Source organism: Myxococcus sp. NMCA1 (assembly GCF_026810205.1).
Taxonomy (GTDB): domain Bacteria; phylum Myxococcota; class Myxococcia; order Myxococcales; family Myxococcaceae; genus Myxococcus; species Myxococcus xanthus_A.
The window spans coordinates 6,666,102-6,692,041 of record NZ_CP113950.1; the positions used below are offsets into that span (position 1 = coordinate 6,666,102).

Annotated in this window: 23 protein-coding genes; 11 read left to right on the plus strand and 12 right to left on the minus strand. The window is 71.4% G+C overall.

What is annotated here, in order from left to right:
• The first annotated feature begins 79 nt into the window (after positions 1–79).
• Positions 80–265 (plus strand): hypothetical protein, encoded by a 186-nt coding sequence (locus tag OZ403_RS27345; protein WP_140794301.1) that lies wholly within the window; start codon positions 80–82, stop codon positions 263–265.
• A gap of 18 nt (positions 266–283) precedes the next feature.
• Here OZ403_RS27345 and OZ403_RS27350 read toward each other — a convergent pair whose 3' ends face one another.
• The 3 genes from OZ403_RS27350 to OZ403_RS27360 form a co-directional block, all read right to left on the minus strand.
• Positions 284–2,833, minus strand: a complete 2,550-nt coding sequence (locus OZ403_RS27350; protein ID WP_268782154.1) for a serine/threonine-protein kinase — start codon at positions 2,831–2,833, stop codon at positions 284–286.
• 81 nt (positions 2,834–2,914) lie between these two features.
• On the minus strand, positions 2,915–3,115 hold the full coding sequence (locus OZ403_RS27355; RefSeq protein WP_140794303.1) for a hypothetical protein: 201 nt from the start codon (positions 3,113–3,115) through the stop codon (positions 2,915–2,917).
• Between the two features lie 135 nt (positions 3,116–3,250).
• Complete coding sequence (locus OZ403_RS27360) at positions 3,251–4,021, minus strand: exodeoxyribonuclease III (RefSeq protein WP_140794304.1); 771 nt, start codon at positions 4,019–4,021, stop codon at positions 3,251–3,253.
• Between the two features lie 197 nt (positions 4,022–4,218).
• On the opposite strand from OZ403_RS27360, the gene OZ403_RS27365 reads away from it, so the two are divergent.
• The 5 genes from OZ403_RS27365 to OZ403_RS27385 all read left to right on the plus strand — a co-directional run bounded on the left by OZ403_RS27365 (position 4,219) and on the right by OZ403_RS27385 (position 12,424).
• The gene (locus OZ403_RS27365) at positions 4,219–5,319 is read left to right on the plus strand and encodes a tetratricopeptide repeat protein (RefSeq protein WP_268782156.1); all 1,101 of its coding nucleotides are present in this window, start codon (positions 4,219–4,221) and stop codon (positions 5,317–5,319) included.
• 95 nt (positions 5,320–5,414) lie between these two features.
• A complete protein-coding gene (locus OZ403_RS27370) occupies positions 5,415–8,042 on the plus strand; it encodes a penicillin-binding protein 1A (RefSeq protein WP_268782157.1) in 2,628 nt (875 codons plus the stop codon).
• On the plus strand, positions 8,039–9,397 hold the full coding sequence (locus OZ403_RS27375; RefSeq protein WP_140856225.1) for an FG-GAP repeat domain-containing protein: 1,359 nt from the start codon (positions 8,039–8,041) through the stop codon (positions 9,395–9,397). Before OZ403_RS27370 ends, OZ403_RS27375 begins: the two co-directional genes overlap by 4 nt.
• Entirely contained in the window at positions 9,394–10,764 is a 1,371-nt protein-coding gene (locus tag OZ403_RS27380; protein ID WP_140876556.1) for a peptide ABC transporter substrate-binding protein, read from the plus strand. The genes OZ403_RS27375 and OZ403_RS27380 overlap by 4 nt, the downstream gene beginning before the upstream one ends.
• 10 nt (positions 10,765–10,774) lie before the next feature.
• Complete coding sequence (locus tag OZ403_RS27385; RefSeq protein ID WP_140794310.1) at positions 10,775–12,424, plus strand: ATP-binding protein; 1,650 nt, start codon at positions 10,775–10,777, stop codon at positions 12,422–12,424.
• A gap of 1 nt (position 12,425) precedes the next feature.
• On the opposite strand, the gene OZ403_RS27390 is transcribed toward OZ403_RS27385, so the two are convergent.
• From OZ403_RS27390 to hpf, 4 genes are all read right to left on the minus strand, one after another.
• Positions 12,426–13,250: a class I SAM-dependent methyltransferase gene (locus tag OZ403_RS27390; protein ID WP_140876558.1), complete on the minus strand. Its 825-nt coding sequence runs from the start codon at positions 13,248–13,250 to the stop codon at positions 12,426–12,428.
• Between the two features lie 66 nt (positions 13,251–13,316).
• Entirely contained in the window at positions 13,317–13,649 is a 333-nt protein-coding gene (locus OZ403_RS27395) for an SMR family transporter (protein WP_140794312.1), read from the minus strand.
• 137 nt (positions 13,650–13,786) lie between these two features.
• The gene (locus OZ403_RS27400; RefSeq protein ID WP_268782158.1) at positions 13,787–15,883 is read right to left on the minus strand and encodes an MXAN_5187 family protein; all 2,097 of its coding nucleotides are present in this window, start codon (positions 15,881–15,883) and stop codon (positions 13,787–13,789) included.
• 144 nt (positions 15,884–16,027) lie between these two features.
• Positions 16,028–16,387, minus strand: a complete 360-nt coding sequence (hpf, locus tag OZ403_RS27405; protein ID WP_090491726.1) for a ribosome hibernation-promoting factor, HPF/YfiA family — start codon at positions 16,385–16,387, stop codon at positions 16,028–16,030.
• A 169-nt stretch (positions 16,388–16,556) separates the two neighbouring features.
• Here hpf and OZ403_RS27410 point away from each other — a divergent pair, with 169 nt between their 5' ends.
• Together OZ403_RS27410 and OZ403_RS27415 are read left to right on the plus strand one after the other, a co-directional pair.
• A complete protein-coding gene (locus OZ403_RS27410; protein WP_163884322.1) occupies positions 16,557–16,919 on the plus strand; it encodes a response regulator in 363 nt (120 codons plus the stop codon).
• Positions 16,920–17,002: 83 nt separating this feature from the next.
• Positions 17,003–17,485, plus strand: coding sequence for a hypothetical protein (locus tag OZ403_RS27415; protein WP_268782159.1), 483 nt, complete (start codon positions 17,003–17,005; stop codon positions 17,483–17,485).
• 6 nt (positions 17,486–17,491) lie between these two features.
• Here OZ403_RS27415 and OZ403_RS27420 read toward each other — a convergent pair whose 3' ends face one another.
• Positions 17,492–18,457 carry an N-acetylmuramoyl-L-alanine amidase-like domain-containing protein gene (locus OZ403_RS27420; RefSeq protein ID WP_140876562.1) on the minus strand — a complete coding sequence of 322 codons (966 nt, stop codon included), beginning with the start codon at positions 18,455–18,457 and terminating at the stop codon, positions 17,492–17,494.
• Positions 18,454–19,509, minus strand: coding sequence for a HEAT repeat domain-containing protein (locus OZ403_RS27425; RefSeq protein ID WP_140794316.1), 1,056 nt, complete (start codon positions 19,507–19,509; stop codon positions 18,454–18,456). Before OZ403_RS27425 ends, OZ403_RS27420 begins: the two co-directional genes overlap by 4 nt.
• Positions 19,510–19,586: 77 nt before the next feature.
• Between OZ403_RS27425 and OZ403_RS27430 the strand changes: the two genes are divergently transcribed.
• Both OZ403_RS27430 and OZ403_RS27435 read left to right on the plus strand, forming a co-directional pair.
• Positions 19,587–19,904, plus strand: coding sequence for a DUF4398 domain-containing protein (locus tag OZ403_RS27430; RefSeq protein WP_268782160.1), 318 nt, complete (start codon positions 19,587–19,589; stop codon positions 19,902–19,904).
• Between the two features lie 17 nt (positions 19,905–19,921).
• Entirely contained in the window at positions 19,922–21,331 is a 1,410-nt protein-coding gene (locus OZ403_RS27435) for an OmpA family protein (RefSeq protein WP_174258902.1), read from the plus strand.
• 92 nt (positions 21,332–21,423) lie between these two features.
• Here the strand turns inward: OZ403_RS27435 and truD are convergent, their stop codons facing one another.
• From truD to OZ403_RS27450, 3 genes are read right to left on the minus strand one after another with little or no spacing between them, the layout of a single operon-like run.
• Positions 21,424–22,458, minus strand: a complete 1,035-nt coding sequence (truD, locus tag OZ403_RS27440; RefSeq protein ID WP_268782161.1) for a tRNA pseudouridine(13) synthase TruD — start codon at positions 22,456–22,458, stop codon at positions 21,424–21,426.
• A complete protein-coding gene (locus OZ403_RS27445) occupies positions 22,455–23,792 on the minus strand; it encodes a DUF4388 domain-containing protein (RefSeq protein WP_140799469.1) in 1,338 nt (445 codons plus the stop codon). Before OZ403_RS27445 ends, truD begins: the two co-directional genes overlap by 4 nt.
• Positions 23,793–23,799: 7 nt before the next feature.
• Positions 23,800–24,792 carry a DsbA family protein gene (locus tag OZ403_RS27450; RefSeq protein ID WP_268782162.1) on the minus strand — a complete coding sequence of 331 codons (993 nt, stop codon included), beginning with the start codon at positions 24,790–24,792 and terminating at the stop codon, positions 23,800–23,802.
• Positions 24,793–24,864: 72 nt separating this feature from the next.
• On the opposite strand from OZ403_RS27450, the gene OZ403_RS27455 reads away from it, so the two are divergent.
• Positions 24,865–25,926, plus strand: a complete 1,062-nt coding sequence (locus OZ403_RS27455; protein ID WP_140856236.1) for an asparaginase — start codon at positions 24,865–24,867, stop codon at positions 25,924–25,926.
• The last annotated feature ends 14 nt before the right edge of the window (positions 25,927–25,940 follow it).

The window sequence follows — 25,940 nt, forward strand, 5'->3', positions numbered from 1 at the left end:
CGGCGCCACATCCTCCACCCGGCAGCGAAGGCCCGAAGCCCCGGCGCGAGACACGCACCGGTGCCCCCGGCGGGACTACGTGTCCGCCAGCGTGAAGCCGATGCGGGTGTTGCGCGCGGGCTTCCGACTGCTGCTGCACGGACTGTCCGCGGAGTCGCTCCACGGGTTCCTGGTGGAGTGCAAGCACGGCCGCATGCCGCGGCTGGCGAAGCGGGTGCCCCCCGCGCTCAACGTCCAGCGCCCCGCCATCACGGGGACGAACTGAGCGGCACCGTGTATTGCCTCACGCGGACCAGATGGCTTCCACGCGGGAGCGCACCCTGCGCCGCGCCTCCGCGAACCCGGGCTGCGCGCGCAGGGGCGTCAGCGCCGGGCAGCGGTCCATCCACTCCAGGTCGATGAGCGCCAGGTCCGCCGCCTGCTGGAGATAACGCAGCGCCTCGGCGGGCGCGCCCCGGATGCACATCAGCTCCGCAGCGAGCTGACACACCATCGACGCGAAGCGCGAGTTCACCTGCTGCCGGGTGAGCATTCCGTCCAGGGTGGCCATCGCGGCCTCCACCGACACCTCGCCCAGCGCCGCCGAGCAGTAGGTGGCCACGTAGGAGGCCATGTGACTCGGGTCTTCGTTCAACGCGTCCCTGCACTGGCGGACGTCGTCCATGTCGCCCTTCCAAGCCGCGACCCGCATGCGGAGGATGAGGACCGCCATGCCCAGCAGGGGCTGACTGTTCAGACGCCCCATGCACCACTGGTAGGTCGCATCGTCGCCACGCAGAGCACTGCAACGCGCCACCTCGACCAGGCAGATGGCCATGCCCGGCTCCAGTGCATAGGCCAGCTTCAAGCGCGGCAGGCCTTCGTCCGCGCGCCCCGCCTCACATTGGAGGTTGCCGAGGAGTTGGAGCGCGGGCGCGAACGTGGGGGCCGTGTCGAGCGCCATGCGCAAGGCCACCACCGCGTCCCGCCACCGGCCTTCGCGGGTGGCCAGGATGGCCTGGGCCAGCTTCGTCTCCACGAGCTCCGGCGCCACCTGCCGGGCCCGTTCCAGGCTCGTCCGCGCCAGGGCATCCCAGTCGACCTCGTCCGCCAGGGTGCGGATGAAGCCCGCCCGAAGCGTCGCCACCGCATGCTGCGCCGCCGCATGCGGGAAGCCAGGCGCCGAGTCGCGAAGTTGTTCGAGCGGCGTGATGACCTCGTCCTTCAACTCCCGCGTCATCGAGTGCGCGAGCATCCGGGAGAGCACCTGCCGGTAGAGGGCCAGCGCCTCCGCTGGCACCGTGGTGCGGTAGGCCAGGATGGTCAGCTCGCCGCGCAGGGCTTCCGCCAGCCGCTGTCCCAGCCGGTCCTGGAGCTGGAATGGGTCGTCATCCGCATCGTCGAAACGGCCGCTCCACAGCTGCGTGCCCGACGCGCCCTCCACCACCCGGAGCGTCACGCGCACCGTCTTGCCCGCGGCCTGGAGCGTCCCATCCACCAGCAACTCCACGCCCAACTCGCGCGCCGCGACGCGAGGGTCCCGCTCCTGCCGGAAACGCTCCGTGGCCCCGCTGCTCTGAACCCGGAGGCCCCGCGTCCTCGACAGCACGTCGATGAGCGCCTCCGTCACGCCGTCGCCCAGGAACGCCTGGTCCGAAGCACCCAGGAAGCGCAGCGGCAACACCGCCAGCGATTGCTCATCCGGACGCAACGGCGTCCGAGAGACCAGCGCGCCCGAGGACATCGAGTCATGGCCGAAGCCGCTGGGCTGCGGCGTGGACGCGCCATGGGTAGCAGCCGAGCGCACCGAAACCTGGGAAGCGCCGCTGGACCTCGGCGTGGACGTGCCGTGAGTTCCCACCACGGAGGCCACGCTGTCGCCGCCCGCTGCGTGCCCACTCTTTCCGAGGTGCACGCCATGCGCATGCTCGGGCTCGATGGACTCACCGACAGAACCAAGCCACTGACTCAGTGCATCCGCCACACAGGCCGCGTCCTGCGGCCGGCCGGAGGGCTCACGTGACAAGCACGCGAGCACCAACTCCGCCAGCGCATCCGGCACCGCCGCCAGCAGGCGCGGATCGGGCGGCGACTGCCTCAGACGGGCCACGGCCACGGCCATGGGCGAATCACCGGCGAACGGAGGCGCTCCGGTGAGCAACTGGTAGAGCACCAGGCCCGTGGCGTAGAGGTCGGCGCGGGCATCGACCTCGCCACTCTCCAGTTGCTCGGGCGCCATGTACATGGGCGTGCCCACCAGTCCCTGCGTGCGCGAAGCCCCCTCGCCCGCCAATGCCCGGGCAATGCCGAAGTCGGTGAGCACCACGCGGCCACGGGCCTCCACCAGCACGTTGGCCGGCTTCAAGTCCCGGTGCACGACGCCCGCGGCATGCGCCGCCGCCAGGCCTTCACAGAGCGCCAGGACCAGCCGCGCCGCCCGCGCGGGAGGCACCGTGTGCTCGCGCTCCATCAACATTTGAAGGCTCTCTCCCTCCACGTACTCCATGGTCAGGTAGAGGCGGCCCGAGTGCTCGCCCAGGTCGAAGGTCCGCGCCACGTGCCGGTGGGTGATGCGCCGGGCCAGACGGACCTCGCGGCGGAAGCGCTCCAGCCACTCCGGCGCGGGCGAAGCGCCCAACTCCAGCAACTTCAACGCCACCACGTCGCCCACCAGCGTGTCCCACGCCCGGTACACCGCGCCCATTCCACCGCGCCCGGCCAACTCCTCGAGGACATAGCGCCCGGCGAACAGCGCGCCCTCCGTCACGTCGGTGATGGCGGGACGCGGGTGGGGCGATAGCAACGTCGCATCGGTCCCCTCGGGTGGCGCACTCCGGTTTTTCTCCTCGGACACAGCGCGGAATCTACCTTGCCGGGAGTCGGAGCGCCCGGCATTCAGGCTCGGCCCAGGATTCCTGGAATATCGAGACCGACCTCAACGGGACACCGGGGGCGTCTCCGGCGGCTTCGGCTTGAAGAGCGCGCACGCACGGACCGGCTGCGGCGGGTACTTCTGCGGCAGCAGCGGGCAGAGGATGAAGGTCGTGGTCCTCGACTGGACGTAGCGAGGTGGCGCGGCGCAGCGGTGGCAAAGGCTGTCGGGAAACGGCGGCGATTCGGGCGGGGGCGTCGTCATGGCCTTCGACCCTGGAGCATCGCACGAATCCCAAGAGCCATGTCCGCCCGGCTGCGAGAAGGTGATGGTGTCTCCCTCCCGCGTCATCGGAGAGCGGCCATCCAAGCGATGACATGGCCGCTCGCGAATACCGCTTCAGTCGCGCAGCTCGAGCCACACGGGAGCGTGGTCCGAGGGCTGCTTGCCCTTGCGCTCCTCGCGGTCCACGTCCACGACTGTCAGCCGCTCGGCCACGGGCGCTGTCACGTAGAGGTGGTCGATGCGCAGGCCCAGGTTCTTCGGGAAGCCGAGCATGCGGTAGTCCCACCAGGTGAACTTCTGCACGCCGGGGTGCAGCCTGCGGAAGGCATCCGAGAGCCCGAAGGCGCCCAGGTGCTGCAGGGCGTCCCGCTCCTTCAGCGTGAAGAGCGTCTGGCCCTCCCACAGCTTCGGGTCGTAGGTGTCGATGTCCTCGGGCGCCACGTTCCAGTCCCCGCCCAGCACCAGGGGCTCGTCGGGCTTGTGCCGTGTGTCCAGGTAGCGCCGCAGCCGGCCGTACCACTCCAGCTTGTACTGGTACTGCGGCGAGTCCACCGACTGGCCATTGGGCGCGTACGCGCTCACCACGCGGATGCCGCCCACGGTCGCCGCGATGAGGCGCGCATGCGAGTCATCCACGCCGTCGGACAGACCCTTCACGACGTCCTTCGGCTCCTCCTTCGCGAGGATGGCGACGCCGTTGTACGTCTTCTGCCCGTGGACGGCGGCGTGGTAGCCCAACTCGCGCACGGCCTCCATGGGGAAGTCGTCGTCCACGCACTTGAGTTCCTGCAGGCAGAGGACATCCGGCTGGGCCTTCTTCAACCAGGCGAGCAGCCGTTCCTGACGGGCCCGCACCGAGTTCACGTTCCAGGTGGCGATCTTCATCGCGCGGACCGTCGCATGCCGCCCGCGCCCCCCGCCATGCTTTTCCCCGGCCCTGTGGCCACAGGGCCACACAGCCCCCTCCGTCCCTCTGGGAGCATGCGTGGCACGCCAGTCGCAATGACGCCGGGTGGGAGGCCGGCACACGGCGCCCCGGAGTCCCCGTCCCGGGAGCTCCGCCAGCAGTCGAGGTCGCCGCCATGCGCCGCAACCACACGAAGCCCACGTCCCACACCCGATTCCGCCTGCCGACCTCCGTGCGGCGCGCGCTGGTGCTGGCAAGCCTCGTGGTGCTCGGACTGACCCTGGCGTGGGCGGATGCGCCACTGCCCCGGGCGCTGCGCGCGTGGCTGGCCACGGAGAAGCAGTCCACGTCCAACGCGGACGCCGCGGCACCGGATGCAGCCAGCCCTCGGGGTGACGCCGCCGCGTTCCCGCCGCCTTTCGAGCAGCGCGCGACGCGTGGAGACATCGGCATCGCGCACGTCGGCGCCGCGTCCGGGGCCGCGTCGGAAGGTTCGAACATCGCTCCGGACGCCGAGCTCGCGTTGCCACACAGGCATGGTCGGCGCGTGGACCACCTGAGCCGAGCCCACCTGTTGCGCGACTGGGACGACCTCGCTGGCGCGCTCACCGAGTGCCGCCGTGCGATTCATGACGCCCCCGACGACGTGGCCGCCTTGGCGCTGGCGGCGGAGCTCGCCGGGCTCACGGGCCGGACGGACCTGGCCGTGCGTGCCCATGGCCAGCTCGGCCGCCTGCTTCCCCTGGATGCCCGCCCCTTGGTGCGTCAGGCGCGGCTGCTGGTGTCCCTGGGCCGCCACGCTGAAGCGGTGTCCGTGGGCGAAGAGGCCGTGCTGCGCAATCCCGAGTACGTGGAGGCCTATCAGGTGCTCGGGCGCGCGCACCTGGCGCAGGGTGAGCTGGCGAAAGCGATGCTGCGCTTCGAGCAGGCCGTCCACCTCCACCCCGAGCACGGCTACGCCCTCAACAACCTGGGCCTCACCTACCTGCGTGCCGGAGAGGCCCAGAAGGCCGCGGACGTGCTCGTCCGGGCGGCGGAGCTGCTCCCGCACGTGGCTTATGTGCACAACAACCTGGGCGTGGCCCACGAGCGGCTCGGACAGGTGGAGGAGGCCCGGGCGGCCTATGCCGCCGCCATGCACCTGTCACCGCGCTACGTCCAGGCCCGCGTCAACGCGGACCGGATGCGCCGCACGGCCCACGCCGAAATGGCCGGCGCCCGGACGGAGCGTGGGCAGCTGCGACCCACCCAGGGTGAGGCGCCTGCTTCCCGGTAGCGCCTTCCTGCCTGGAGGCCCTGCGCCGGGAGGGCCTCCAGAGCGGTTCCCGTTCGGTGTCCCCCGGTCTAACCTGCGGACTTTCTTCCAGCGCAATGACCACGGCTCCCCAGATGCCCTCTTCGCCCGATTCCTCCACACCCACTCCCCCCGCGCCGCCTTCGCGACCGGGGTTCGGTGCCCGGCTGTGGCGCTGGACGAAGCGGCTGCTCATCACCGGCCTCGTGTGCCTGGTGCTCGTCGCCATCACCGTGGCGGGCGGCTACGCGTACTACAGCCAGGACCTGCCCTCCGTGGACGCGCTGCGCAACTACCAGCCGCCGCAGGTGACGAAGGTGACGTGCGGTGACGGCACGCTCTGCGCCGAGTTCGCGCACGAGCGGCGCACATTGATTCGCGTGGAGGACCTGCCGCCCCACGTCCGCAACGCCTTCCTGGCCGCCGAGGACGCGGACTTCTACAAGCACGAGGGCCTGGACTTCTTCGGCATCACCCGCGCGGCCATCAAGAACCTCATCCCCAACAGCCGCAAGTCCGGCGCGTCCACCATCACCCAACAGGTGGTGAAGAACCTGCTGCTGTCCCCTGAGCGCAGCTTCTCCCGCAAGGCGCGCGAGTGGATTCTCACGCCACGCGTGGAGGAAGCGCTCACCAAGGACCAGATTCTCTCGCTCTACATCAACCAGTCCTATTACGGGCAGCGCCGCTACGGCATGGAGGAGGCGGCGCTCTTCTACTTCGGCAAGCACGCCAAGGACTTGAACGTGGGCGAGGCCGCCGTGCTCGCGGGCACGGTGCAGCTCCCGCACCGCATCAACCCGGTGACGAACATCACGCGGGCGAAGTCGCGTCAGCGCTACGTGCTGGGCCAGATGGCGCGCAACGGCTTCGTGTCCGCGGACGTGGCGGAGGCGGAGAAGGAGAAGCCCATCGTCCTGGCTCCCCGGCGGGGCAAGGTGGTGGGGCCGTATTACACGGAGGAGATTCGCCGCACGCTCATCGCGCGCTACGGCGAGCAGGCGGTGATGGAGGGCGGGCTGCGCGTGGACATCGCCATGGTGCCCAAGCTCCAGCTCGCGGCGGAGCAGTCGGTGCGCGACGGTCTGGAGGCGGTGGACCGGCGCCAGGGCTACCGCGGCCCCCGTGGCTCGCTGGAGAAGGGCCAGTGGGAGCGCTACCGGGCCCTCATCGTCACGCGCATCGAGGAGGCGGGCCGCCGGCAGAAGGACCAGGGCTACGTCGCGGACCTGTCCTCGCTGGCGAAGGTGGAGAAGGAAGAGCCGAAGACGCCCGAGACCGCGGGAGCGCCCCTGGACCCGCTGGAAGAGGAAGGCACCGAGGAGCAGCGGCCGGACCTGTCGCCCGAAGACGAGGCGCCCCTCTCCGCGGACCAACTCCTGGCGCAGTCGGTGCGCCTCAAGCCCATGGAGGAAGGCCTGCGCCTTACGGGCTACGTCATGCAGGTGGACGACAAGCGCAATGTGGCGCGCGTGGACCTGGTGGGCCGCACGGCCGAGGTGGCCTTCGCGGCCGTCTCCTGGGCCCGGCAGAAGGGCAAGAGCGCGCCGAAGAAGATTTCCGACGTCTTCACGGAGGGACAGCTCGTCTTCGTGCGCGTGCTCAAGGCACCACCCGCGCCAGCCTTCGTGGAAGCGACGCTGGACCAGGTTCCCGAGGTGCAGGGCGGGCTGGTGGTCATCCGTCCGGAGAACCGGCACGTGGTGGCCCTGGTGGGCGGCTACGACGCGGAGCGCTCGTCCTTCAACCGCGCCACGCAGGCGAAGCGGCAGCCTGGCTCGTCCTTCAAGCCGTTCCTCTACGCCGCCGCCATGGGCAGTGGCCGCTACACGCCGCTGTCCAAGGTCAATGACGCGCCCGAAGCCGTCCGCGACCCGTACACGGGCAAGACGTGGAAGCCGCAGAACTACGACCGCCAGTTCCATGGGCCGATGACGCTGCGCGAGGCGCTCACCAAGTCGAAGAACACGGTGTCCGTGCGCCTCATCGAGGCGCTCACCCCGGCCACCACCATCGACTTCGCGCGCCGGGCTGGCATCCACTCCCCGCTGCCGGAGAACCTCACGCTGGCGCTGGGCACCGGTGAAGTGACGATGCTGGAGGCCGCCAACGCCTACGCCACGCTCCAGGCCAGTGGCCGCTATGCGGAGCCCTTGATGCTGCTGCGCGTGCGCGACGCGCGCGGCAAGGTGCTGGAGGAGCATCAGCCGGCCTTCGAGGAGACGCTGCCGCCCGCGGTGGCCTACCTCACCACGTCGCTGATGCGCAGCGTGGTGGAGGACGGCTCGGGCCGGGCCGTGCTCGCGCTGGAGCGCCCCGCCGCTGGCAAGACGGGCACCACGCAGCAGTCCCGCGACACGTGGTTCTCCGGCTACACGGCGGACTGGGTGGCCAGCGCATGGGTGGGCTTCGACAACAACGCGCCGCTGGGCGGCAGTGAGACGGGTGGCCGCGCCGCGCTGCCCATCTGGCTCCAGTTCATGCGCGTGGCCCACGAAGGGCTGCCCACGCGGGAGTTCGAGGTGCCCCCCGGTGTCGTGCAAGTGCGCATCGACCCCATCAGCGGACTGCTGGCGGGCAACTCCGTCCCGGGCCGGCTGGAGCCCTTTCTCGAAGGCACGCAGCCCACCGCGGAGGCGCCGCCGCCGGGGCAGGTGACCACCGACCAGTTCTTCCTCGACGAAGGCAACAGGCGGGGATTGTGAGCCCTGCCCGAGCCCTGCTGCTCGCCCCCGTGCTGGCCACACTCGCGGCGCGGGCGGCGCCTGCGTCCGACACCACCGCCGCCATTCCCCGGCTCGCCCGGCAGGTGACGGGGGCCGTGCGCGCGCAGCGCGGTGTGGAGTCGCCGGTGGCGGTGAATGTCACGGGCGGCTCGGCCGAGCTCCGCCGCGCGGTGAGCACGATGCTCGCCTCGCAGCTCTCCTCCGCGGACCTGTCGCCCGTGGTGCTGGATGCTCCCACGGCCGATGCCGCCGAGACGCTGGCGCGCGCGCAAGGTGCACGGACGCTGGTGCGACTCTCGCTGAACGTCGAAGGCGGCGAACTGCGCGCCCGAGGTGATGTGATTGGCACCTGGGTGAACTTCTGGTCCGGCCGCACGCCCACGCGGCCGCCCAAGCCCGCCGCCACGCTGGTGGAGACGGTGCCCGCGGACCCGACCGTACTGGCGCTCGCGCTGGAGGGCGGAGGCACTTCGCCCACGTCGCCCCCGGAAACGGGCCCTCAAGGCATCCGGCTGCTGGGCGCGGCGCTGGCGCGACTGGAGCATCCCCTGGCGGCGCTCGCCGCCGGGGACCTGGACGGAGATGGCCGCGATGAAGTGGTGGCCCTGACGGAGCATGACGTCTCCGTCTTCGACGCGGAGGGGCGGCTCGTCGCGCGCAAGGAGCTGGACTCCCTGCCCGCAGGAAGCGCCACCACCCGGGAGCCCTTTGGCGCGTTGGCGTTCCTGCCAGGGCCACCCCGGCTGGCAGCGTGGAGCACCCGCCATGCGCACGGCGAGCTGCTGGCGCTGGACAAGGCCCGCGCCACCCTGCGCGCCGTGGGGACGCTGGACACGGCGCCGCTGGGTGCCACCGAGCGAGGCACTTTCGTTCCGGGACAGACAGCCTTCGCGCCCACCCTGAAGCTGGCGGAGGGCCGCGCGCTGACGGTCCCCGCGCCCTTCACCACCGCGAGCATGGATGCCCAGCGGATGCTGTTCGTCCACCCGGATGGCACCGCGGCCTTCTACGCGCACGCGGGCGCGGCACCGGCGCGCTGGACGAACCTGGGCGTCGGCAGCGCGCTGGGAGACCTGGATGGGGACGGCGTGCCGGAGCTCATTACCACCTCGACTCAGCTCACCCCCACCCCCGATGTGCTGCGCGTGCACGGCACCTCCGGGGACGACCCCGGCACGCACGAACCGCTGTGGCAGGGCGCCCTGCCCACGGGCCGCGCGCTGTACGTGGTGACGGCCCGCCTGGACGGCGACAAGCGCCGCGAGGTCATCGTGGGCCTCTGGAAGCCGGACGGCACCAGCGAGCTGTTCCTCCTGCGCCAGGGGGCGCCATGAGACTCCGCTCCACCCTTGCCTGCCTCGCGTTGCTCGCGTCCGCGTCCGCGCACGCGGCCGGCCGTCCTCGTTACGGGGGTGAGCTGCGCGTCGCCCATGGCGGCCCGCCGGAAGTGGCCGAGCCCGCGCTGGCCGACACGCCCCTGGAAGCCACGCTGCTGGGGCTGCTCTCCCCACCGGTGTGCCGTGCCACACGGGACGGCGGCTTCGAGCCCGCGCTCGCGCGGGAGCTGTCACGCCCCACGCCCCAGTCCCTGCGCATCACCCTGCCCGGCCCCGCGTCCGCCACCGCGCTCGCGCGTGCATGGATGCGGCTGGCGAGCAACGACGGCGCATCACCGTACCGGGCCCTCTTCCATCCGCTGCGCGGAGAGGCGCGGCAGGTGACGCCCCAGGGCGCTTCGCTGGAGCTGACGCTGGCCTACCCCTGGCCGGACCTCGAGCGCGCGTTGTGCCACCCGGCGCTGGCGCCGCCCGCCTCCGCCAACGCGCTTGGCCCCTTCACCGCAGCGGGACGCGGGGCCCTGGAAGCGCAGACGGCGTGGCCGCAGGGGCGCCCGTACCTGGACCGGCTGCTGCTCACCGCCACGGACCAGCGCGGCCTCTCTCGGCTGTGGTCGTCCCGGCAGGTCCAGGTGGAGCTGGGCGTCGCGTCGGAGACGGACACCACGGCCGGCGCGCCGCTCTACGCCACCTTCCTGGCGTTCTCCCCACGGCGGCTGCCCCCGGACTTCCGGCAGGCTGTGGAGAGCGCCATCGACCGCGAGGACCTGACCCGCCTCTTCGTCCAGGCGCCCGCGCAGCCCATGCCGCACCTGCTCCCGCCGGTGATGCTGGACGCGCCCGCGCGCCCCCGGCCGTCCGCGCCGTCGGCGAGCCCCGCGCGGACGGTGACGCTGCGCTACGACGCATCGGTGGAGGACCAGCGCGCGGTGGCGGAGCGCATCCAGGTGAAGCTGCATGAGCGCGGCTACACCGTGGCGTTGGAGGCGCTCCCACGCGCGGCCCTGCGCGCCCGCTGGGCCCAGGGTGACTTCGAGCTGATGCTGCACGCGCTGCTGCTGCCCCCCATCCCCGGTCCCGCGCTGGCGGTGGTGCTGGACGCGGGTGGGCGCAAGGACTTGCTGGGCGTGGAGTTGCCCGCCATCGGCGCGCTCCCGTCCTCCGCGGCGCGTGACGCGCGGGCGCGCGAGCGGGCCCTGGCCCTGGCCGCGTCCGTGCCCCTGGTGCCCCTGTACGCGCAGGGGCTGGGAATGCGCTTCGCTCCGGACGTGGGCGGGGTGATGATGGACGCACAAGGCCTGCCCTCGCTGGACGGACTGCACGTGCTTCCAGCGGAGGGGACGGCGATGGGAGGACGTCCTTGAGGAGAACGGCATGCGCTTGAGGACGCGGCTGGCGCTCGCCTTCGCCCTGCTGGCCCTGGTTCCGCTCGCGGTCGTCGTGCCCCCCACCCTCACCCGCTTGCGCGACACGTTGTCGCGCGAGTTGGACGCGCGCATGGAGGCCGCCACCGCCTCCGCGCAGGAGTCACTGGAACGCTCCGGCGCCACGGCCCGCCGCGCGGTGGAGGAGCTGGTGGACAGCACCAGCATGGAGGACCTGGCCCGCGAGGCCCGCGACCGCCCCACCCGCGCCATCCAGGCCGGCACCGCCGAGGCCCTGATGAAGAGCCGCGGACTGAGCGTGCTGGCCCTCTTCGACCGCGAAGGAAGAGTGCTCTCCTCCGGCCACCTGCCCGCGCGCCGGGGAGACCCGGACCCGGCCCTCTTCGCCGTCACCCGGCTGAAGTCACCCCGGCCCGTGCCAGTGCGCGTGGAGGTGCGCACGGCCTCCGGACTCCGTCAGCTTCCGGCGCTCGTCACCGCGCGCCCGGTGGACTTCGGGGACTTTCGGATGTGGGCCGTGGGCGGCGTGCTGCTCGATGAGAGCCTGGCGCAGCACCTGGCCCGCCTCACCCAGACGCAGGTGACACTGCTTGCGGGTGACACGCCCCTGGCCAGCGCGGGCACCGCCGAACCGCCGACGGTGACGAAGGCGCTGCCGCTGGGAGAAGCGGCCACGGTGCAGCTCGTCTTCAGCCGCGCGGCCGCGCGTGAAGCGGAACAGGGCGTCATGCGCGCCTTCCTCCTGCTGGCGGCGCTGGGCGGCACTTTCGCGGTGCTGCTGGGCCTGCTGGTGTCCCGGTGGATGACGCGGCCAGTGGAGGCCCTCACCGAGGGCGCCCGGCGCGTGGCCGAAGGCGCGCTGGAGTCCCAGGTGACGGTGGAGGCCAGCGGCGAGGTGGGCGAGCTCGTGCGGACGTTCAACCGCATGACATCCGAGCTGAAGGCCACCACCGAGCGGCTGATGGCCAGCGAGCGCATCGCCGCGTGGCAGGAAGTGGCGCGGCGACTGGCCCACGAAATCAAGAACCCGCTGACGCCCATCCGCATGTCGCTGGAGACGCTCCAGGCCGCGCAAGAAGCGAAGCACCCACGCTTCCCAGACATGTTCAAGGAGAGCGCGGGCGTGGTGCTGGAGGAAGTGGACCGGCTGCGCCGCATCGTCGACGAGTTCAGCCACTTCGCGCGGATGCCCAAGCCGCAGCTGGCGCCCGTGGACCTGGGCGAGCTGGCGCAGAGCGTGCTGGCGCTGTACGCCACGCCTCCGGCCGGCATCCAGATTCTGCCCACGCTCCAGACGGGTGTGGTGGCGCGGGCGGACCGCGACCAGCTCACCCAGGTGCTGGTGAACCTGGTGAAGAACGCCGAGGAGGCCATGGCGTCCACGGGCGGCACCCTGCGCGTGCGCGTACGCTCCACCGAAGCCGACGCCATCGTCGAGGTGGAGGACAGCGGCCCCGGCATTCCCCTGGAGCACCGCGCCCGGATCTTCGAGCCCTACTTCACCACCAAGGACGGCGGCACCGGCCTGGGGCTGGCCATCGCCTCGCGCATCCTCCAGGAGCACGGCGGCAAGCTGGAGCTTGGCGGAGAGCCCGGCCACGGCGCGCGCTTCAGCCTCGTGCTGCCGCGCGCGGCCTGACTCAGACGCCGCGCTCCGCGAAGCGGACGTGGACCAGCGCGGGCAACCGCTCCTTCACCCAGGGCAGCACGTTGAGACCGTTGTAACCGTACCGGAAGAAGCCCCGCGGGAAGGTGTAGGGCTTCAATTCCACCTGGCGGATTCGCGGCTCCCACCGCCGCAGCGTCGCCTCCAGCGCGTCGCGGTTGATGCCCCAGGGCATGGGTGGCACCTGGTACGCGCGGGTGCGGCGCAGCCCCTTGAGCGTGCGCCGCGAGAACCAGCGGGGAATCGAGTCGAAGAGGAGCTCGGCGCCCGGGAAGCGCTCGGCGATGTCCACGATGAGCCGACGGACATCGTCTTCCTCGAAGTACATGAAGAGGCCCTGGGCGACGATGAACACGCCCTTGCTGGCGTCCACGCGGTCCATCCATGCGCGGTCCAGGGCGCTCACCGGGAAGTGCATCAGCCGCTCGTTCGGCGTGAGGAAGCGCTCCCGGATGGCCACGGCTTCCGGAAGGTCCACGCTCAGCCAGCGCAGCTGCCCGTTGTCCAGCCGCTGCGCCTGCGTCTCCAGCCCTTCTCCCAGCGACACCACGAAGCCGTCAGGGTGCGTGGCCAGCCACGCGCGAATGCCCCGGTCCATCGCCACCGCGCGAATCGCGAGGGACGGCTCCGCGCGGCCAAACGACTTCTCGAAGTCGTAGTCGATGGCGCCATAGATGCGCAGCGCCTCCGAGTCCTTCAGGACGCCGTCCGGCCGCTTCGCCTCCCCTGCCCGGCAGTGCAGCGTCCAGAGCATCGTCTCCGGAATCCCCGTGAGGTTCGGCACGTACCGCGTCTGCATCGTCGTCCTCCTGGCAGGTTGCCCCGGATCAATAACGCCTCCCCAGAAGGAAACCCGCCAGGCGCCTCAGTGCGCCGCCGACTTGGAGAAGGTGTTGATGACGATGACGCCCGCCAGGATGAGCCCGATGCCTACGAGCGCGGGGACGTCCAACCGCTGGCCATGAAGGAGCCACGCCACGCCGGAGACGAGGACGATGCCCGCCCCGGACCAGATGGCGTAGGCGATGCCCGTGGGAATGGTCCGCAGCGCGAAGGACAGACAGAAGAAGGCCACGCCGTAGCCCAGCACCACGAGGATGGACGGCCCCAGCCGCGTGAAGCCGTTGGAGCTCTTGAGCGCCGAAGTCGCCACTACCTCGGCCACGATGGCAATCCCCAGATAGACCGCGTTGTGCATGAGCCGCCTCCGCGGGCCTCTATAACCACCGGCTCCGAAGGCGGCCCGCGCGAACGTCCGAAACGAGAAGGCCCGCGGCCTCTCGAGGAGACCACGGGCCTTCGGAACTTCAGCAGCGGCCATGGCCGCGCTCGGGCTCAGTCCTTGACGGGCGTGGCCTTGAGGGCCGCCTTGCCTTCCTTCACGTAGACCTGGAAGCGCACCGTCTTGCACGCGTACTTCTGGACGAGCTGCTCCTTGTTCTTGCGGAGCTTCTGCACGAACTTGTCGTACGTCAGGCCGTCCGCCGCCTCGCCACACCGTTCACGGGTGGTGAGGAACTCACGGAAGACCTCCTGGAAGTGCTGCTCGTCGGTGAGCGCCACCGCGGAGTTGCCCAGGCCCGGCAGCGGAATCGCGGCGGGCTGAGGGGCGGAGCGCGGCGGCGGCATGGGAATGGCGTCCGACGTCGGAGGACGCGCGCTGGCCTGGAGCAGTTCGCGCGGAATCGCCGCCACGCGCGTCGTCTCCGGGCTGTCCGGTGCGGCCTGGGAGGCCGCCAGGGCGAAGGGGTCCGCCGCCTGCTGCAGCGAGTACGCCGCCGTGGGCTGGTCCTCGAAGGCGAACGCACCCCGGCGAGGGGACGCGGGCGACAGCGGCTCGGGCCCACCGAAGGCCTCGGGCGAGGACTCGAACGGCATCGCCCCCGCGTGCGCGGGCGGATGCTGCGGCGGCGCGGGGAACGGGAACGCCTCGGCCGAGCCGAAGGGGTCCGCCGCGGGCGCGGGCGCCGGAGGGGCAAAGGCGAACGGGGCCGCCGCGGGGGCAGGAGGCGGCGGGGCGAACGCGAACGGATCGCCCAGGGGCGCCTGCGCCGGGGGCGACATCGCGAACGGGTCTCCCGACGGCGGCGGCGCCTGCAGCGCGAACGGGTCGGCGGCGGGCGCGGGGGCCGGAGCGGCCGGCGGCGGCGCGAAAGCGAACGGGTCGGCGGCGGGCGCGGGGGCCGGGGGGGCAAAGGCGAACGGGTCCGCGGCGGGCGCCGGAGCGGCCGGCGGCGGCGCGAAAGCGAACGGGTCCGCGGCAGGCGCCGGAGCCGCGGGCGGCGGGGCGAAGGCGAACGGGTCCGCGGCAGGCGCCGGAGCGGCCGGCGGCTGCGTGACAGCGGCCGGAGCAGGCACCGCGGCCATGGCGGCCGACAGGCTCAGCGTGTCCGAGCTGCCACTGGACGCCTCCGCGTCAGCCGCCTTGCGGCCGGAGCCCATCATCAGCGTCCAGAGGAGGCTCAGGCCCAGCAGGCCCGCCAGGGCGAACAGCGCGTTCTGCTGATACGCGGCCAGCGTGCCCAGCACCGGCTGCGTGCTGGCGATGGCGAGCACCTCCAGCGGCGTGCTGGCCAGCGCGCGGCGCGAGCCCACCATCAACGGCGCGTTCCCGCCCAGGGGATCATCCTGGGTGAAGACGGGCAGCGCCACTGGGCCCAGCTCCAGGAACTTGCCGGTGCTCAGCACCACACCCGATGCATCCGCGGCGACCTTCGTCAGCGAGCCTTCCGCCAGCAGCTTCTGCGGACCGGCGACGCCCGCCAGCGCGTCGCCCTTCACCAGCGCCAGCGCGGCCACGCCCGACGCCTGGACGGCGGCCTCCAGCCCGCCCTCGTCCAGCAGCGGCGCACCCAGCACCAGCGTCACCGCCGGCGACCCGGCGGTCCACGCCAGCGGCACCGCGGCGAACGCATGCGGCGCACCGAAGGCATCCACCACTCTGGCCCCGGACTTGACGAGGCTCACCACGTCCAGCTTCGCCGCGTCCGAGGACGGCTCGGCCCCGGCCACCGCGTGGAACTGCGTGTCCTGGGCGACCACGGCCACCACCGCGCCCTTGAGTTCCTGGGGAATCAAGGCTTCGACGGCGCTGCGCACCGCGGCGAAGCGCTCGGCGGTGAAGGCGCGGGCGGCGGCGGCATCCACCTCGACGCGCTCACGCTCGCGCTGGTTGCGCGGCGCGGGCTGCTCCGGAAGCGGCGGCGCGGCGGCGGACACCACTTCCGGCATGGCCGCGAGCTTCAGCGCCAGCGACTGCACTTCGGCACGACGAGAATCCACACGGCGCGCCACCTCGGCGGCGCCCGCGGAAGCCTGGGCCGATGCTCCGGCGACGGCGCGCTCGCGCAGCGGTCCCGACAGCATCGGCAGATGAGCAACGCCCAGTCCGATGACCAGGAATGCGAAGACGAGGAACTTGAGGCGGACCATCGCCGTCCTTTTAGCCCGAGGTTGAAGGGTTCCGCTTATAGCGTTCACCGTTCGGCCCCAGCAAGATTCGGGCACTGGACAAGACAAGCCCGGCCGCCAGGTGTACGACCTGGAAGGCCGGGCTCTTGCCGCCGCCAACCGCGATTAATAGGTGGGAACGTCGGCCGCCACGTCCTCGGGCAGGCCGTTGGTGTGGACATCGCGCCGCTTCCCCAGCATGCGCTTGAGGCTCGTCTCCAACCGGTCACGCGATGCGTCGATGGCGGGGAACAACGAGTCCGCCGTCTCCGTCACATGCACCGAGGAGAGCCCGGGCAGTCGCACCGTGACCCGGCATTCCTTGTCCATGCCGCCCTTGGGCCCGTTGGTGTCCACCAGCGAGATGTCGATTTCCGCTGCCTCGTCATCCGCGAACCGCTCGATATGGCGCACCAGGTGTTCGTCGACATACGACTTGAGAGCATCCGACAGGTTCAGGTGCACTCCACGCAGCAACACCTTCATGGCATTTCCTCCGAGCCCAAAGATGGGCAGCCTGACGCCCGGTGGTGAGCCACCCCCTCCCTATTCATGGAGCCCCCATGGCGCTCCCCTGCTCTCCGGCCGGCTGGGCAGCGAAGCGCTCGCATCCGGGAAGGACGAATCCCCACCGCCGCGCGGGTTTCTCAAGGGCATGGGCGCCGAACGAATCAAGGTCTTGCTGGTCGAGGACGACGGGGACAGCCGGGAGCTGCTGGCGGAGCTGCTGGAGTCGGAGTTCGACGTGAAGACGGCCACGGATGGCCTGGCCGGCCTCAAGATGTTCGAGGCCGAGCACCCGGACGTGGTGGTGACGGACGAATCCCTCCCAGGCATGTGCGGCACCGAGCTCGCGCAGAAGGTCAAGGAGCGCGAACCCCGGGCCCGCGTCATCCTCGTGTCCGGTTACACACAGGTGCAGGGCTCCGAACACTGTGACGTGGTGCTGCGCAAGCCCATCGACGTAGAGCGCCTCAGCGCCGCGGTGTGCAGGCTGGGCGACGAAGCGCGACACTGAACAAAGTGACGGGCCCTGGGTGCCGTCCACGGAACCCAGACCTACTATTTCCCTCCAGACACCCACGGGCAGGAGGGACGGCGATGAAATACTGTGCGAGGTGCGGCTCCGAGTATCAGGACGGCGTCAACGCGTGCGCTGACTGTCCAGGCAACCCGCTCCTCGTGAGCGCGGAGGAGATGCGCAGCAGGGGGCTGCCGCTCCCGCATGAGCTGGATACCCGCGTCTTCGTCCGGGCCGGCTCCGCGGAGGACCCCTTCACCGCCGAGGTCTACGCGCAGCTCCTCCAGGACGCGCACATCCCCGTCCTGGTGCGCGCTGGCCGCTCGGGCGTCGTGGACAAGCTGACCACCGGCAACGTGCTGCCCTGGTGGGAAATCCACGTCCCCGCCGACCAGCAGGTCCGGGCCACGACGCTGATTGAGCAGGAGCGCCTGCGGGAGCTGGCCACCAACGACGAGGCCGCGGCCGCCGCCGAGGCCGAGGAGCGGGAGACCGAATCCCCCGCCGCCGAGGCCGAGGAGCGGGAGACCGAATCCCCCGCCGCGCCGCCACCGGCCTACTGAACGCGCTCAGGGCACCGGGCGCGCCACCGAGCCGCCGCTCGCCATATCGGGGCGGCGCGGCTCGAAGAGGCTGACGCCCGTCACCTTCCACTTCGAGTAGCGGCCGTTGCGGGCCAGGAACGTCTCCAGGTCCTCGTCCACCACGCGGTTGTAGCCGCCGCGTGAGGCGTGGCGCAGGTACGTGCGCTTCTTGCGCTGCACCACGAAGCCCAGGTGGGTGATGCGGGTGGCCTTCAGCGGCAGGTCCTCGCGCATCACCACCAGGATGGTGCCCGAGGGGATGTCGCGCGCGTGCGCCATCACCCGCTCCAGGGGCAGCATGTTCAGCGGGTACGTGCCCACCACCTGCTGCGCCTTGGGCAGGCCCAGCGCCTGCGACGAGCGCGACTGCCAGGTGACCTTCGTCAGTGACTTCGTCACCGTGACGGCGTCATCCCCCGCGTAGCGCCGCGTCACGTCCGACAGGAAGCCCTTGCGGATGTTGTTGGGCAGCCACTGCGCCTCCATGAGGTGGTTGCGGTCTTCATAGGTGGGCGCGCTCGCGTAGCGGATGCGCTCGAGCAGCGGCGCCACCTCGTCCTCGCTGCCCGCGAGGCTCAGCGCCATCGACTGCTCCACGAAGGTGAGACAGTCCACCGCGTCCAGCCGGAAGGTGGGGTCGGGGTCCACGCCCTGGCCCTCGCCCAGCGGCGACAGGACATAGGGAGTGTTGATGAAGCGCTCGCTCATCCGCAGCAGCCGCCCCGCCAGCGGCGCGTCCGCGTCCTCCGACACGAGCGCGGCGCGCGCCTCCGCGCTGAGCCCCACCCAGCCATTGGGCTTCACCGGCCGGGCCGTGGCGAGCTGCTTGGACGCCGAGGGCGATTCCAGAAGCGCCTCGGCACCGGGCCGGGCGTCCACGTCCTCCGAGGGCGTGGGGGCCGCGGGCGCCTGCGACAGCAGGGCCGCGGCCAGGACCGCGACGACGTTCATTGCGCGACACCCGCCTTGCGGAGGATGGCCTTGCGCCGGTCGTCACGCAGTTGGAGCGTCTCCAGCTCCCGCTCGTACGCGAGCTTCTCGTCGGACTTCGCGTTCCACGACGCCAGCACCAGCCACTCCAGCATCGACGCGTCCCCGCCCTCGTGGAGGATGCGGGCGGCGCTGGCGGCCAGCGCGCGGTCCTTGTCCTCCAGCAGCGGCTTGAGCGCGGGCGAAGCCTTCTTCGCGCTGACGCCTTCGTAGAGCTCCAGGCCCTGCCGGCGCACGAAGCGGTCGTCCGAGCCGAGCAGCTTGCCCGCGAAGGCGAAGCCCTCCGGCGAGCCCAGCCGGCACAGGCCGCGCGCCGCCGCGAAGCGGGTGCTCTCCGAATCGCTGGCGAGGAACTCCTTGAGGGCCGGCGCCTGCTTGGCGTCCCCGGCCTCCCCCGCGGCGGCGAGCAGGGCCGCTCGCACCTCCAGCTCCGGCTCCTTCCGGGCGGTCTTCACCAGCAGGACGCCCATCTTCGGATTTCGCGAGGCGCCCAGGGCCCGCGCCGCCTCGCGGCGGACCCCGCTGCTCTTGTCCTCCAGCAGCGGCACCAGCACCTGGGTGAGCCGGCTGTTGAGCTTCGCCAGGCCCTGCGCGGCGTACATCCGCACCGCGCTGTCCTCGTCCGACGCCAGACCCGCGAGGGTGGGCTCGGCGGCGCGCGTTCCCAGCCCCGCCAGCACCGCGGTGAGGTTGCGGCGCAGCCGCTCCTCGTGGACGGTGCGCAGCGTGGTGGCGATTTCCCGGGCCGCGTAGGCCTCCTCGCGCAGGAAACGCAAGCGGGAGACGGCCGCGGGGACGGCGCCCCCCTGCACCACGGTCTGGATGACCGCGTCCGTGTCCGCGCGCCGGGAGTTCCGCTTGGCGGCGGACGCCGGTCCGGACAGGGCGGTCCAGGGGAGGAGCAGCGAGAGCAGGAGGACGAGGCGGACGGACGGAGGCACGGGCCCCCGACGATGGCAAGGGCGGCGCCGGCCGTCAAAGTCCCGCCACATGCCCGGTCCCCCGGCCGGCACGTCTGCCCGATTCTTGACCCTCCAGGGGGCGATTGATACGACCGCGAGGTTTCACCTCTCTCTCAAGGCGCCACCCTATGAAGAAGATGATGGCGTTGGTGGCGGTGTCGGGGACGCTCACCGCGTGCGGCCCCGTGAAGTCCACCGCGAATATCCTGGACGCTGAAGTGCAGATTCAGGCCGCGCGCACCGCCGGGGCGGAGAAGCTCGCGCCCTACGAGTGGACCGCCGCCAACCTGTACATCGGCAAGGCCCGCGAGGAGGTGGGGTACTCCGACTATCAAGCCGGCGTTGACTTCGCCGTGAAGGCCTCCCGCTACGCCAACGAGGCCCGCGAGAAGGCCATGGCTGTGGCCGGAAGCACCGAGCCCGGCGGCCGTACTCCGAACCCGTGATGACCGAGCGCTTCCCGATGACGCGTCCTTCCCTGGTCACGCTGCTTCCCCTCCTCTTCTCCCTCTCCTGTGTCAGCGGCAGCAAGATTCGCGCGGACACGGAGGTGCTCTCGGCCAACGTGGAGCGCGCCCGCCGTAGCGGCGCCCTGCGCTGCGCGCCCGTGGAGTTGGCCACCGCCGAGGCCCACCTCGACTTCGCCCGTGGCGAGCTGAGCCAGGGCAACAGCGGCCGCGCCGACACCCACGCGCGCACCGCCGACGCCGCGGTGAACCGCGCGCTGGAGCTCTCCAAGAACTGTGGCCCGCGCCAGGTGCTGGTCCGCGACCGGCCGGAGGCCTCGCAGCCGCAACAGCCCCAGCAGCCGCAACAGCCGCAGGTGGTGGTCCGTATCGAGGAGACGGACAGCGACGGCGACGGCATCCTGGACAAGGACGACCCCTGCCCCGACCAGGCCGAGGACATGGACGGGTTCCAGGACGAGGACGGCTGCCCCGACCCGGACAACGACAACGACGGCGTGCTGGACGGCAACGACAAGTGCCCGCTCACCCCTGGCGTGCCGGAGAATCAGGGCTGCCCGGCCGAGGCGCCCAAGGACCGCGACGGCGACGGCATCCCCGATAACGAGGACAAGTGCCCCGACCAGGCCGAGGACAAGGACGGCTTCCAGGACGAGGACGGCTGCCCCGACCTGGACAATGACGGCGACGGCATCGTCGACACGGCCGACAAGTGCCCCAACGAGGCCGGCCCCATGCAGAACCTGGGCTGCCCCATCGTCGACAAGGACGGTGACGGCATCCTCGACGTGGACGACAAGTGCCCGGACGAGCCCGAGGACAAGGACGGCTTCCAGGACGAGGACGGCTGCCCCGACCTGGACAATGACGGCGACGGTACGCCGGACGTCCAGGACAAGTGCCCGAACGACGCCGGCCCGGCGGAGAATGGCGGCTGCCCGGACAAGGACACCGACGGTGACGGCATCGTGGACCGGCTGGATGCGTGCCCCGAGGAGCCGGGCGTCCAGGAGGAGCGCGGCTGCGCCAAGCAGTACAAGATGGTCGTCATCAAGCGCGACCGGATTGAAATCAAGAAGCAGATCCTCTTCAGCTCCGGCTCGCACAAGATCTACGGCAAGCAGAGCACCGCGGTGCTCGACGACGTGGCGCAGGCCCTGCGCGACGCGCCGTGGATCAAGCGCATCCGCATCGAGGGCCACACCGACTCGATGGGCAATGACGCCTCCAACCTGCGGCTGTCCCAGCGCCGTGCGGACGCGGTCATGGCGCAGCTCATCCGCCGCGGCATCGACCCGGGCCGCGTCCAGGCCGTGGGCTTTGGCGAGACGCAGCCCATTGCCCCCAACAGCACCAAGACGGGCCGCGCGATGAACCGCCGGACCGAGTTCAAGGTGGCGGAGTAGCAGCCGCCCTGCCCCGGCCGCACCTGGCCGGGGCACGACGCACCAGACGCCTCCGGGGCCTCGCGCCCGCGGAGGCGTCGTCGTTTCGGGGCTCAGCCGTCCTTGAGCAGCTCGTGGAGGACCTCGGTGGCATACGCGCCCCGAGGCAGCTCGAAGGTGAGCCAGAGGTCCTCGCCGTCCGCCGTCTTCTCCACGGTCAGCTCGGGCGAGCCCAGGCGGACGCGGTAGGGGCGGCGGCTGCCTTCCGTCTCACCACCGCCGCGCTTGAAGTCCTCCGGCGTGACGCCCGCTTCCGTCAGCAGCCGCGCCTCGAGCTCGGCCACGGCTCCGGCGGAGGCCGTCATCTTCGGCCCGAAGAGCGGGCCTGCCGGGCTCACCTCGAAGGCGGCCACGCGGGGGCCGTCCACCTCGGGTGACTCGCACACGAAGAGGCCGCCCGTCTCCTCCTTGCGCAGCACGTCGCCGGCGAGCGCGGTGGCCAGCGTCCCCGCGTGCAGCCGCGCCGCCAGCGCCTGGTTGAAGAGGCGCGACTGGAAGGCGGACAGGTACAGCTTGCGCTGGAAACGGTCCGGCCGCTTCGGCAGCCGCTGGCCCAGCACCAGCAACCGGCCCAGGTCGGCGTTATCCCCTGCCCGGCCGAAGCGCTGCTCGCCGAAGTAGTTGGGCACGCCCTGCGCCACCAGCCGGGAGAACGTCTCCCGCGCCGCGCCGGAATCCTTCACGTCGCGCAGGCGCAGGCGGAAGCGGTTGCCCCGCAGGTGCCCGGTGCGGAGCTTGTTGCCGTGGCGCTTCGTCCACAGCACCTGGACGCCGTCCAGGGCGAACTCCGGCACCTTCGGCTCGGCGCGCGCGGGCACGGACACCAGCTGCCGGGTGATGGCGTGCCGGTCCTTCATCCCCGCCACGCCGATGTCGTCCTCGGACACGCCCAGCGACGCGGCCAGCGCGCGCACCAGCTCGCGCGTGTCACGGCCCCGCTTCTCCACCCAGAGGTAGAGGTGCTCGCCCTCGCCGGAAGGCAGGTAGGCGGGAACCTCCTCGACCTCGAAGTCCTCGGGAACCAGCTTGAAGGCGCCCCCACAGCCGGGCACCTCCGCCGTCAGGCGCGGCCAACCAGAATCCGTCACGATGCCTCGAGCGTGGACAACAGTTCCTTCACGCGGCGGGCCAGGTCCTCGTCCGCGCGAGACTCCAGCAACTCACCGGCCTGGAAGAGCAGGAAGAACATCATGTCGCTGAGCGCCTGCCTGAAGGTCGCCAGGGGCTCACTGCCCAGCTGCGCGCGGTGGCGCTCGAAGCTCTCGATGAGCTTGTTTTCCGGGAGGCTGCCGTCCGGAGCGAAGGCCAGCCCCTCCAGCACCGGCGACGACGACAGGCCCTGACCGGAGAGGGCCGCGTTGGCCGCGGCGATGAACTCGCGATCCATGCCCTGCTTGGCCACCTCGTCGCGAATCTCCCGGAAGATGAAGTTGAAGACGCGGGCCACCGGGCGCGGATCCACCGTCACCACCGGACGCGCGGGCGAGCGGGCCGGAGCCTGCGCCGTGCGCTCGGCCGGCTGGGGAATCGGCGTCGGGACGCCCGGGCCAGGAACCATCAGCGGCTTGTCCGTCACCGAGGCGAAGCCGCCCTCCAGCAGGCGGAAGACCACCTTGGTGATGTCGAACTCCGACAGGCGCGCTGCGTGCCCCAGCTCCAGAATCGTGCGCCGGCCGTCGAGCAGGCCCAGCACCCGGTCCTCGTCCTCCTCCAGCTTGCCGTCCGAGGCGCGCTTGCGCGTCACGTACAGCCGGCCGTGGGGGATGCGCTTCCGGAAGTGCGCCATCTCGTCAATCTTCCGGATGCTGTCCATCAGCAGGCTCTGCGTGGACAGCTGGATGATGTGACCGGACTTGTCCTCCACCGGCTGGTCGATGAGGAAGAAGTTCCCCTCCCGGCACAGGACGATGGCATGGAAGATTTCGCTCACCTGGTGGGTGACGCACTTGAAGAGGTCGTGCGACTTGAGCAGCCCCTTCTCCACCAGCGAGCGCCCCACCTTGGAGGGCGGTTGCTCGCGCAGCGCCGCCTCCACCTGGGCGCGCTCCACATAGCCCATCCGCACCAGCACCTCGCCCAGCCGGTCGGCCGGGTCGTCGGAGGAGGCGCCGCGCACCTCACCCTCGCGCAGGGTGACGGAGCGCTCTCCGCCCGGCGAGTGGACGCGCACCACGCCGCTCCAGCGCGACTGGCTGAGGAAGGCGATGAGGTCCGACAGCGGGAAGCCGCCCGCGTCCCCCGCCAGCACCACGCGCGGCGCCGGGATGGAGCCGCCCTCCGCGGGCGTGCGGGAGAACACCAGCAGGTCGGGCGCCGTCGCCATCAGCGCGTACGTCCCCGAGCGTCCCGCCAGCGGTGAGGGCACATGCCGGTCCTCGGGGACGAGCTGCGCCGACGCGTCGATGCGGAAGCGGGGTGTCATGGCGGCGTCAGTCAGCCGCCCAGGCGTTCTTGTTGGCGGACCACTCCAGCTCGTCTTCCAGGCTGTGCGACAGCATCTCCGCCTCCACGAAGGACAGGTCCAGCGCGCGTCCGTTGAAGTACACGGAGGGCGTGCCGCCGATGCCCGCCGCGCGGCCCTGGCCGCGGTAGCCGTCCAGCTCTTCCTTATACGCGTCCGTCTTCAGCAGCGCCGCCAGCTTCGCGCCATCCAGGCCCAGCGACGTCGCCAGGGCGGCAATCGCATCTGGCTTGAGGTTGGACTGGTGCTCGAAGAGCGCGTCGTGCATCTGCCAGAACTTGCCCTGGTCCCGCGCCCACAGCGCCGCCTGGGCGGCCGCCTTCGCGTTGGGGTGCATGGACAGGGGGAACGGCAGGTAGCAGAAGCGCACCTGCTGCGCGTGCTTCTTGGCGAAGGCCTCCAGCACCGGGCGGGCCTTGGCGCAATACGGGCACTCGAAGTCGGAGAACTCCACCACCGTCACCGGCGCGCCGGCCGGGCCCATGCACATCCGGTCATCCACCTTGAACTGCGCCCGCGGGTCGCGGAAGGCGGAGTAGTACGTCGACAGGGAGAGGATGACCTCGGTGGCCGGGCTTCCCTCCGACACCCTGCGCGCGGCCAGCTGCGCCATGCGCCGGGCGTGCTTGCAGGGAGTGTGCGACTTCAGACAGGCGCCCAGCGTGTGGGGGCAGCCGCAGTAGCAGAACTCGTCATTGAAGACCGTGCCCAACTCCCGCTTCGCCGTGGGCGACAGCGAGGAGAAGTCCATGCCCGGGATGCCCGACACGGCTGCGGCCGGGTCCATGGGCGCGGCGGCCGGCTCGGCCGGGGCCGGAGCGGCGGGAGCCTGCGGGGCCGGGGCGGGCGACGCCGACTGCCCCCCCGTCGGGGCCGCGCTCTCGGGATTCTTGCACCCCGAGGCCGTCAGGACCGCGGCGGCCAGCAGGGGAACGACACGCTTCCAGCAGGAAAGGAGCACGCGGCGGGTCTTAGCGATGCGCGCGGGGCTTGTAAAGCAACGCCAGCCTTGGCAGGGAAGCGCCTGTTCATCATGCCCAGAGTCCTGCTGTTGCATACCGGGGGTACGCTCGGAATGGCCGGGGGGCGCCCGTCCGCCCTGAAGCCCGCGGCCTTCTTCAAGACACTCAAGGCCCGCGTGCCGGAGCTGTTCGAGCTGGCTGACATCGAGCTGGAGCTGTTCAGCAACCTGGACAGCTCGGAGATGCAGCCGGAGCTCTGGAGCCGGATGGCCGCGCACCTCCATGCGCGCCTGCCCCACTTCGACGGGGCCGTGGTGACCCATGGCACGGACACGCTCGCATACACCGCGAGCGCCCTCTCCTTCATGTTGCGCAACCCGCCCTGCCCCGTGGTGTTGACGGGGTCGCAGCGGCCGCTGGGCAAGATTCGCTCGGACGCGCGGCTCAACCTCATCGACGCGGTGCTGTCGGCGCTGCAGGGCCCCCGCGAGGTCACCATCTGCTTCGACTCGCGCCTGTACCGGGGCAACCGGGCCCGCAAGGTGAAGGTGTCCGAGTACGACGCCTTCGACAGCCCCAACTTCCCCGTGCTGGGCACCCTGGGCGTGGACACCACCTTCGAGCCGGGCCTCAAGCCCCGCGGGGCCTTCCGCCTCTATGAGCGGTTGGACCCCAAGGTCTTCCTCCTCAAGGTATACCCGGGGCTGGACCCGGCGCTGCCTCTCCAGTTGCTACCGCACGTCCGGGGACTGGTGCTGGAGGCCTACGGGGCGGGCAACTTCCCAATCGCCCCGGAGCTGGGGCGCTCGCTGAAGCCCCTCTTCCTCCAGGCGCGCGAGCGGGGCGTCCCGGTAGTGGTGGTGAGCCAGGCGCACCGGAATGGCGTGGACCTCTCCCTGTATGAGTCCGGGGCGGCGGCATTGGAGGCCGGGGCGATGGGCGGCGCGGACATGACGCCGTCGGCGGCCCTGGTGAAGCTGATGCAGGGGCTGGCCTACCACTCCGGCGCGTCCGGGGCCCTGGCACGCTACATCCAGGGCCCGGTGGCCGGAGAATTGACCGTCGGAAGGCCGACAGTCGCCCCGGAGGCCCCCGCCAGCCCCCCCGCCACCCGGCGGTCCCGAGGAGAGTAGTGGAGAGTCGGGCA

Bases quoted from the DNA above. Each gene is read 5' to 3' on its own strand.
- OZ403_RS27355 (WP_140794303.1), bottom strand. From the start codon at position 3,115: ATGACGACGCCCCCGCCCGAATCGCCGCCGTTTCCCGACAGCCTTTGC.
- OZ403_RS27360 (WP_140794304.1), bottom strand. From the start codon at position 4,021: ATGAAGATCGCCACCTGGAACGTGAACTCGGTGCGGGCCCGTCAGGAA.
- OZ403_RS27365 (WP_268782156.1), top strand. From the start codon at position 4,219: ATGCGCCGCAACCACACGAAGCCCACGTCCCACACCCGATTCCGCCTG.
- OZ403_RS27370 (WP_268782157.1), top strand. From the start codon at position 5,415: ATGACCACGGCTCCCCAGATGCCCTCTTCGCCCGATTCCTCCACACCC.
- OZ403_RS27380 (WP_140876556.1), top strand. From the start codon at position 9,394: ATGAGACTCCGCTCCACCCTTGCCTGCCTCGCGTTGCTCGCGTCCGCG.
- OZ403_RS27385 (WP_140794310.1), top strand. From the start codon at position 10,775: ATGCGCTTGAGGACGCGGCTGGCGCTCGCCTTCGCCCTGCTGGCCCTG.
- OZ403_RS27390 (WP_140876558.1), bottom strand. From the start codon at position 13,250: ATGCAGACGCGGTACGTGCCGAACCTCACGGGGATTCCGGAGACGATG.
- OZ403_RS27395 (WP_140794312.1), bottom strand. From the start codon at position 13,649: ATGCACAACGCGGTCTATCTGGGGATTGCCATCGTGGCCGAGGTAGTG.
- OZ403_RS27400 (WP_268782158.1), bottom strand. From the start codon at position 15,883: ATGGTCCGCCTCAAGTTCCTCGTCTTCGCATTCCTGGTCATCGGACTG.
- hpf (WP_090491726.1), bottom strand. From the start codon at position 16,387: ATGAAGGTGTTGCTGCGTGGAGTGCACCTGAACCTGTCGGATGCTCTC.
- OZ403_RS27410 (WP_163884322.1), top strand. From the start codon at position 16,557: ATGGGCGCCGAACGAATCAAGGTCTTGCTGGTCGAGGACGACGGGGAC.
- OZ403_RS27415 (WP_268782159.1), top strand. From the start codon at position 17,003: ATGAAATACTGTGCGAGGTGCGGCTCCGAGTATCAGGACGGCGTCAAC.
- OZ403_RS27420 (WP_140876562.1), bottom strand. From the start codon at position 18,457: ATGAACGTCGTCGCGGTCCTGGCCGCGGCCCTGCTGTCGCAGGCGCCC.
- OZ403_RS27430 (WP_268782160.1), top strand. From the start codon at position 19,587: ATGAAGAAGATGATGGCGTTGGTGGCGGTGTCGGGGACGCTCACCGCG.
- OZ403_RS27435 (WP_174258902.1), top strand. From the start codon at position 19,922: ATGACGCGTCCTTCCCTGGTCACGCTGCTTCCCCTCCTCTTCTCCCTC.
- OZ403_RS27445 (WP_140799469.1), bottom strand. From the start codon at position 23,792: ATGACACCCCGCTTCCGCATCGACGCGTCGGCGCAGCTCGTCCCCGAG.
- OZ403_RS27455 (WP_140856236.1), top strand. From the start codon at position 24,865: ATGCCCAGAGTCCTGCTGTTGCATACCGGGGGTACGCTCGGAATGGCC.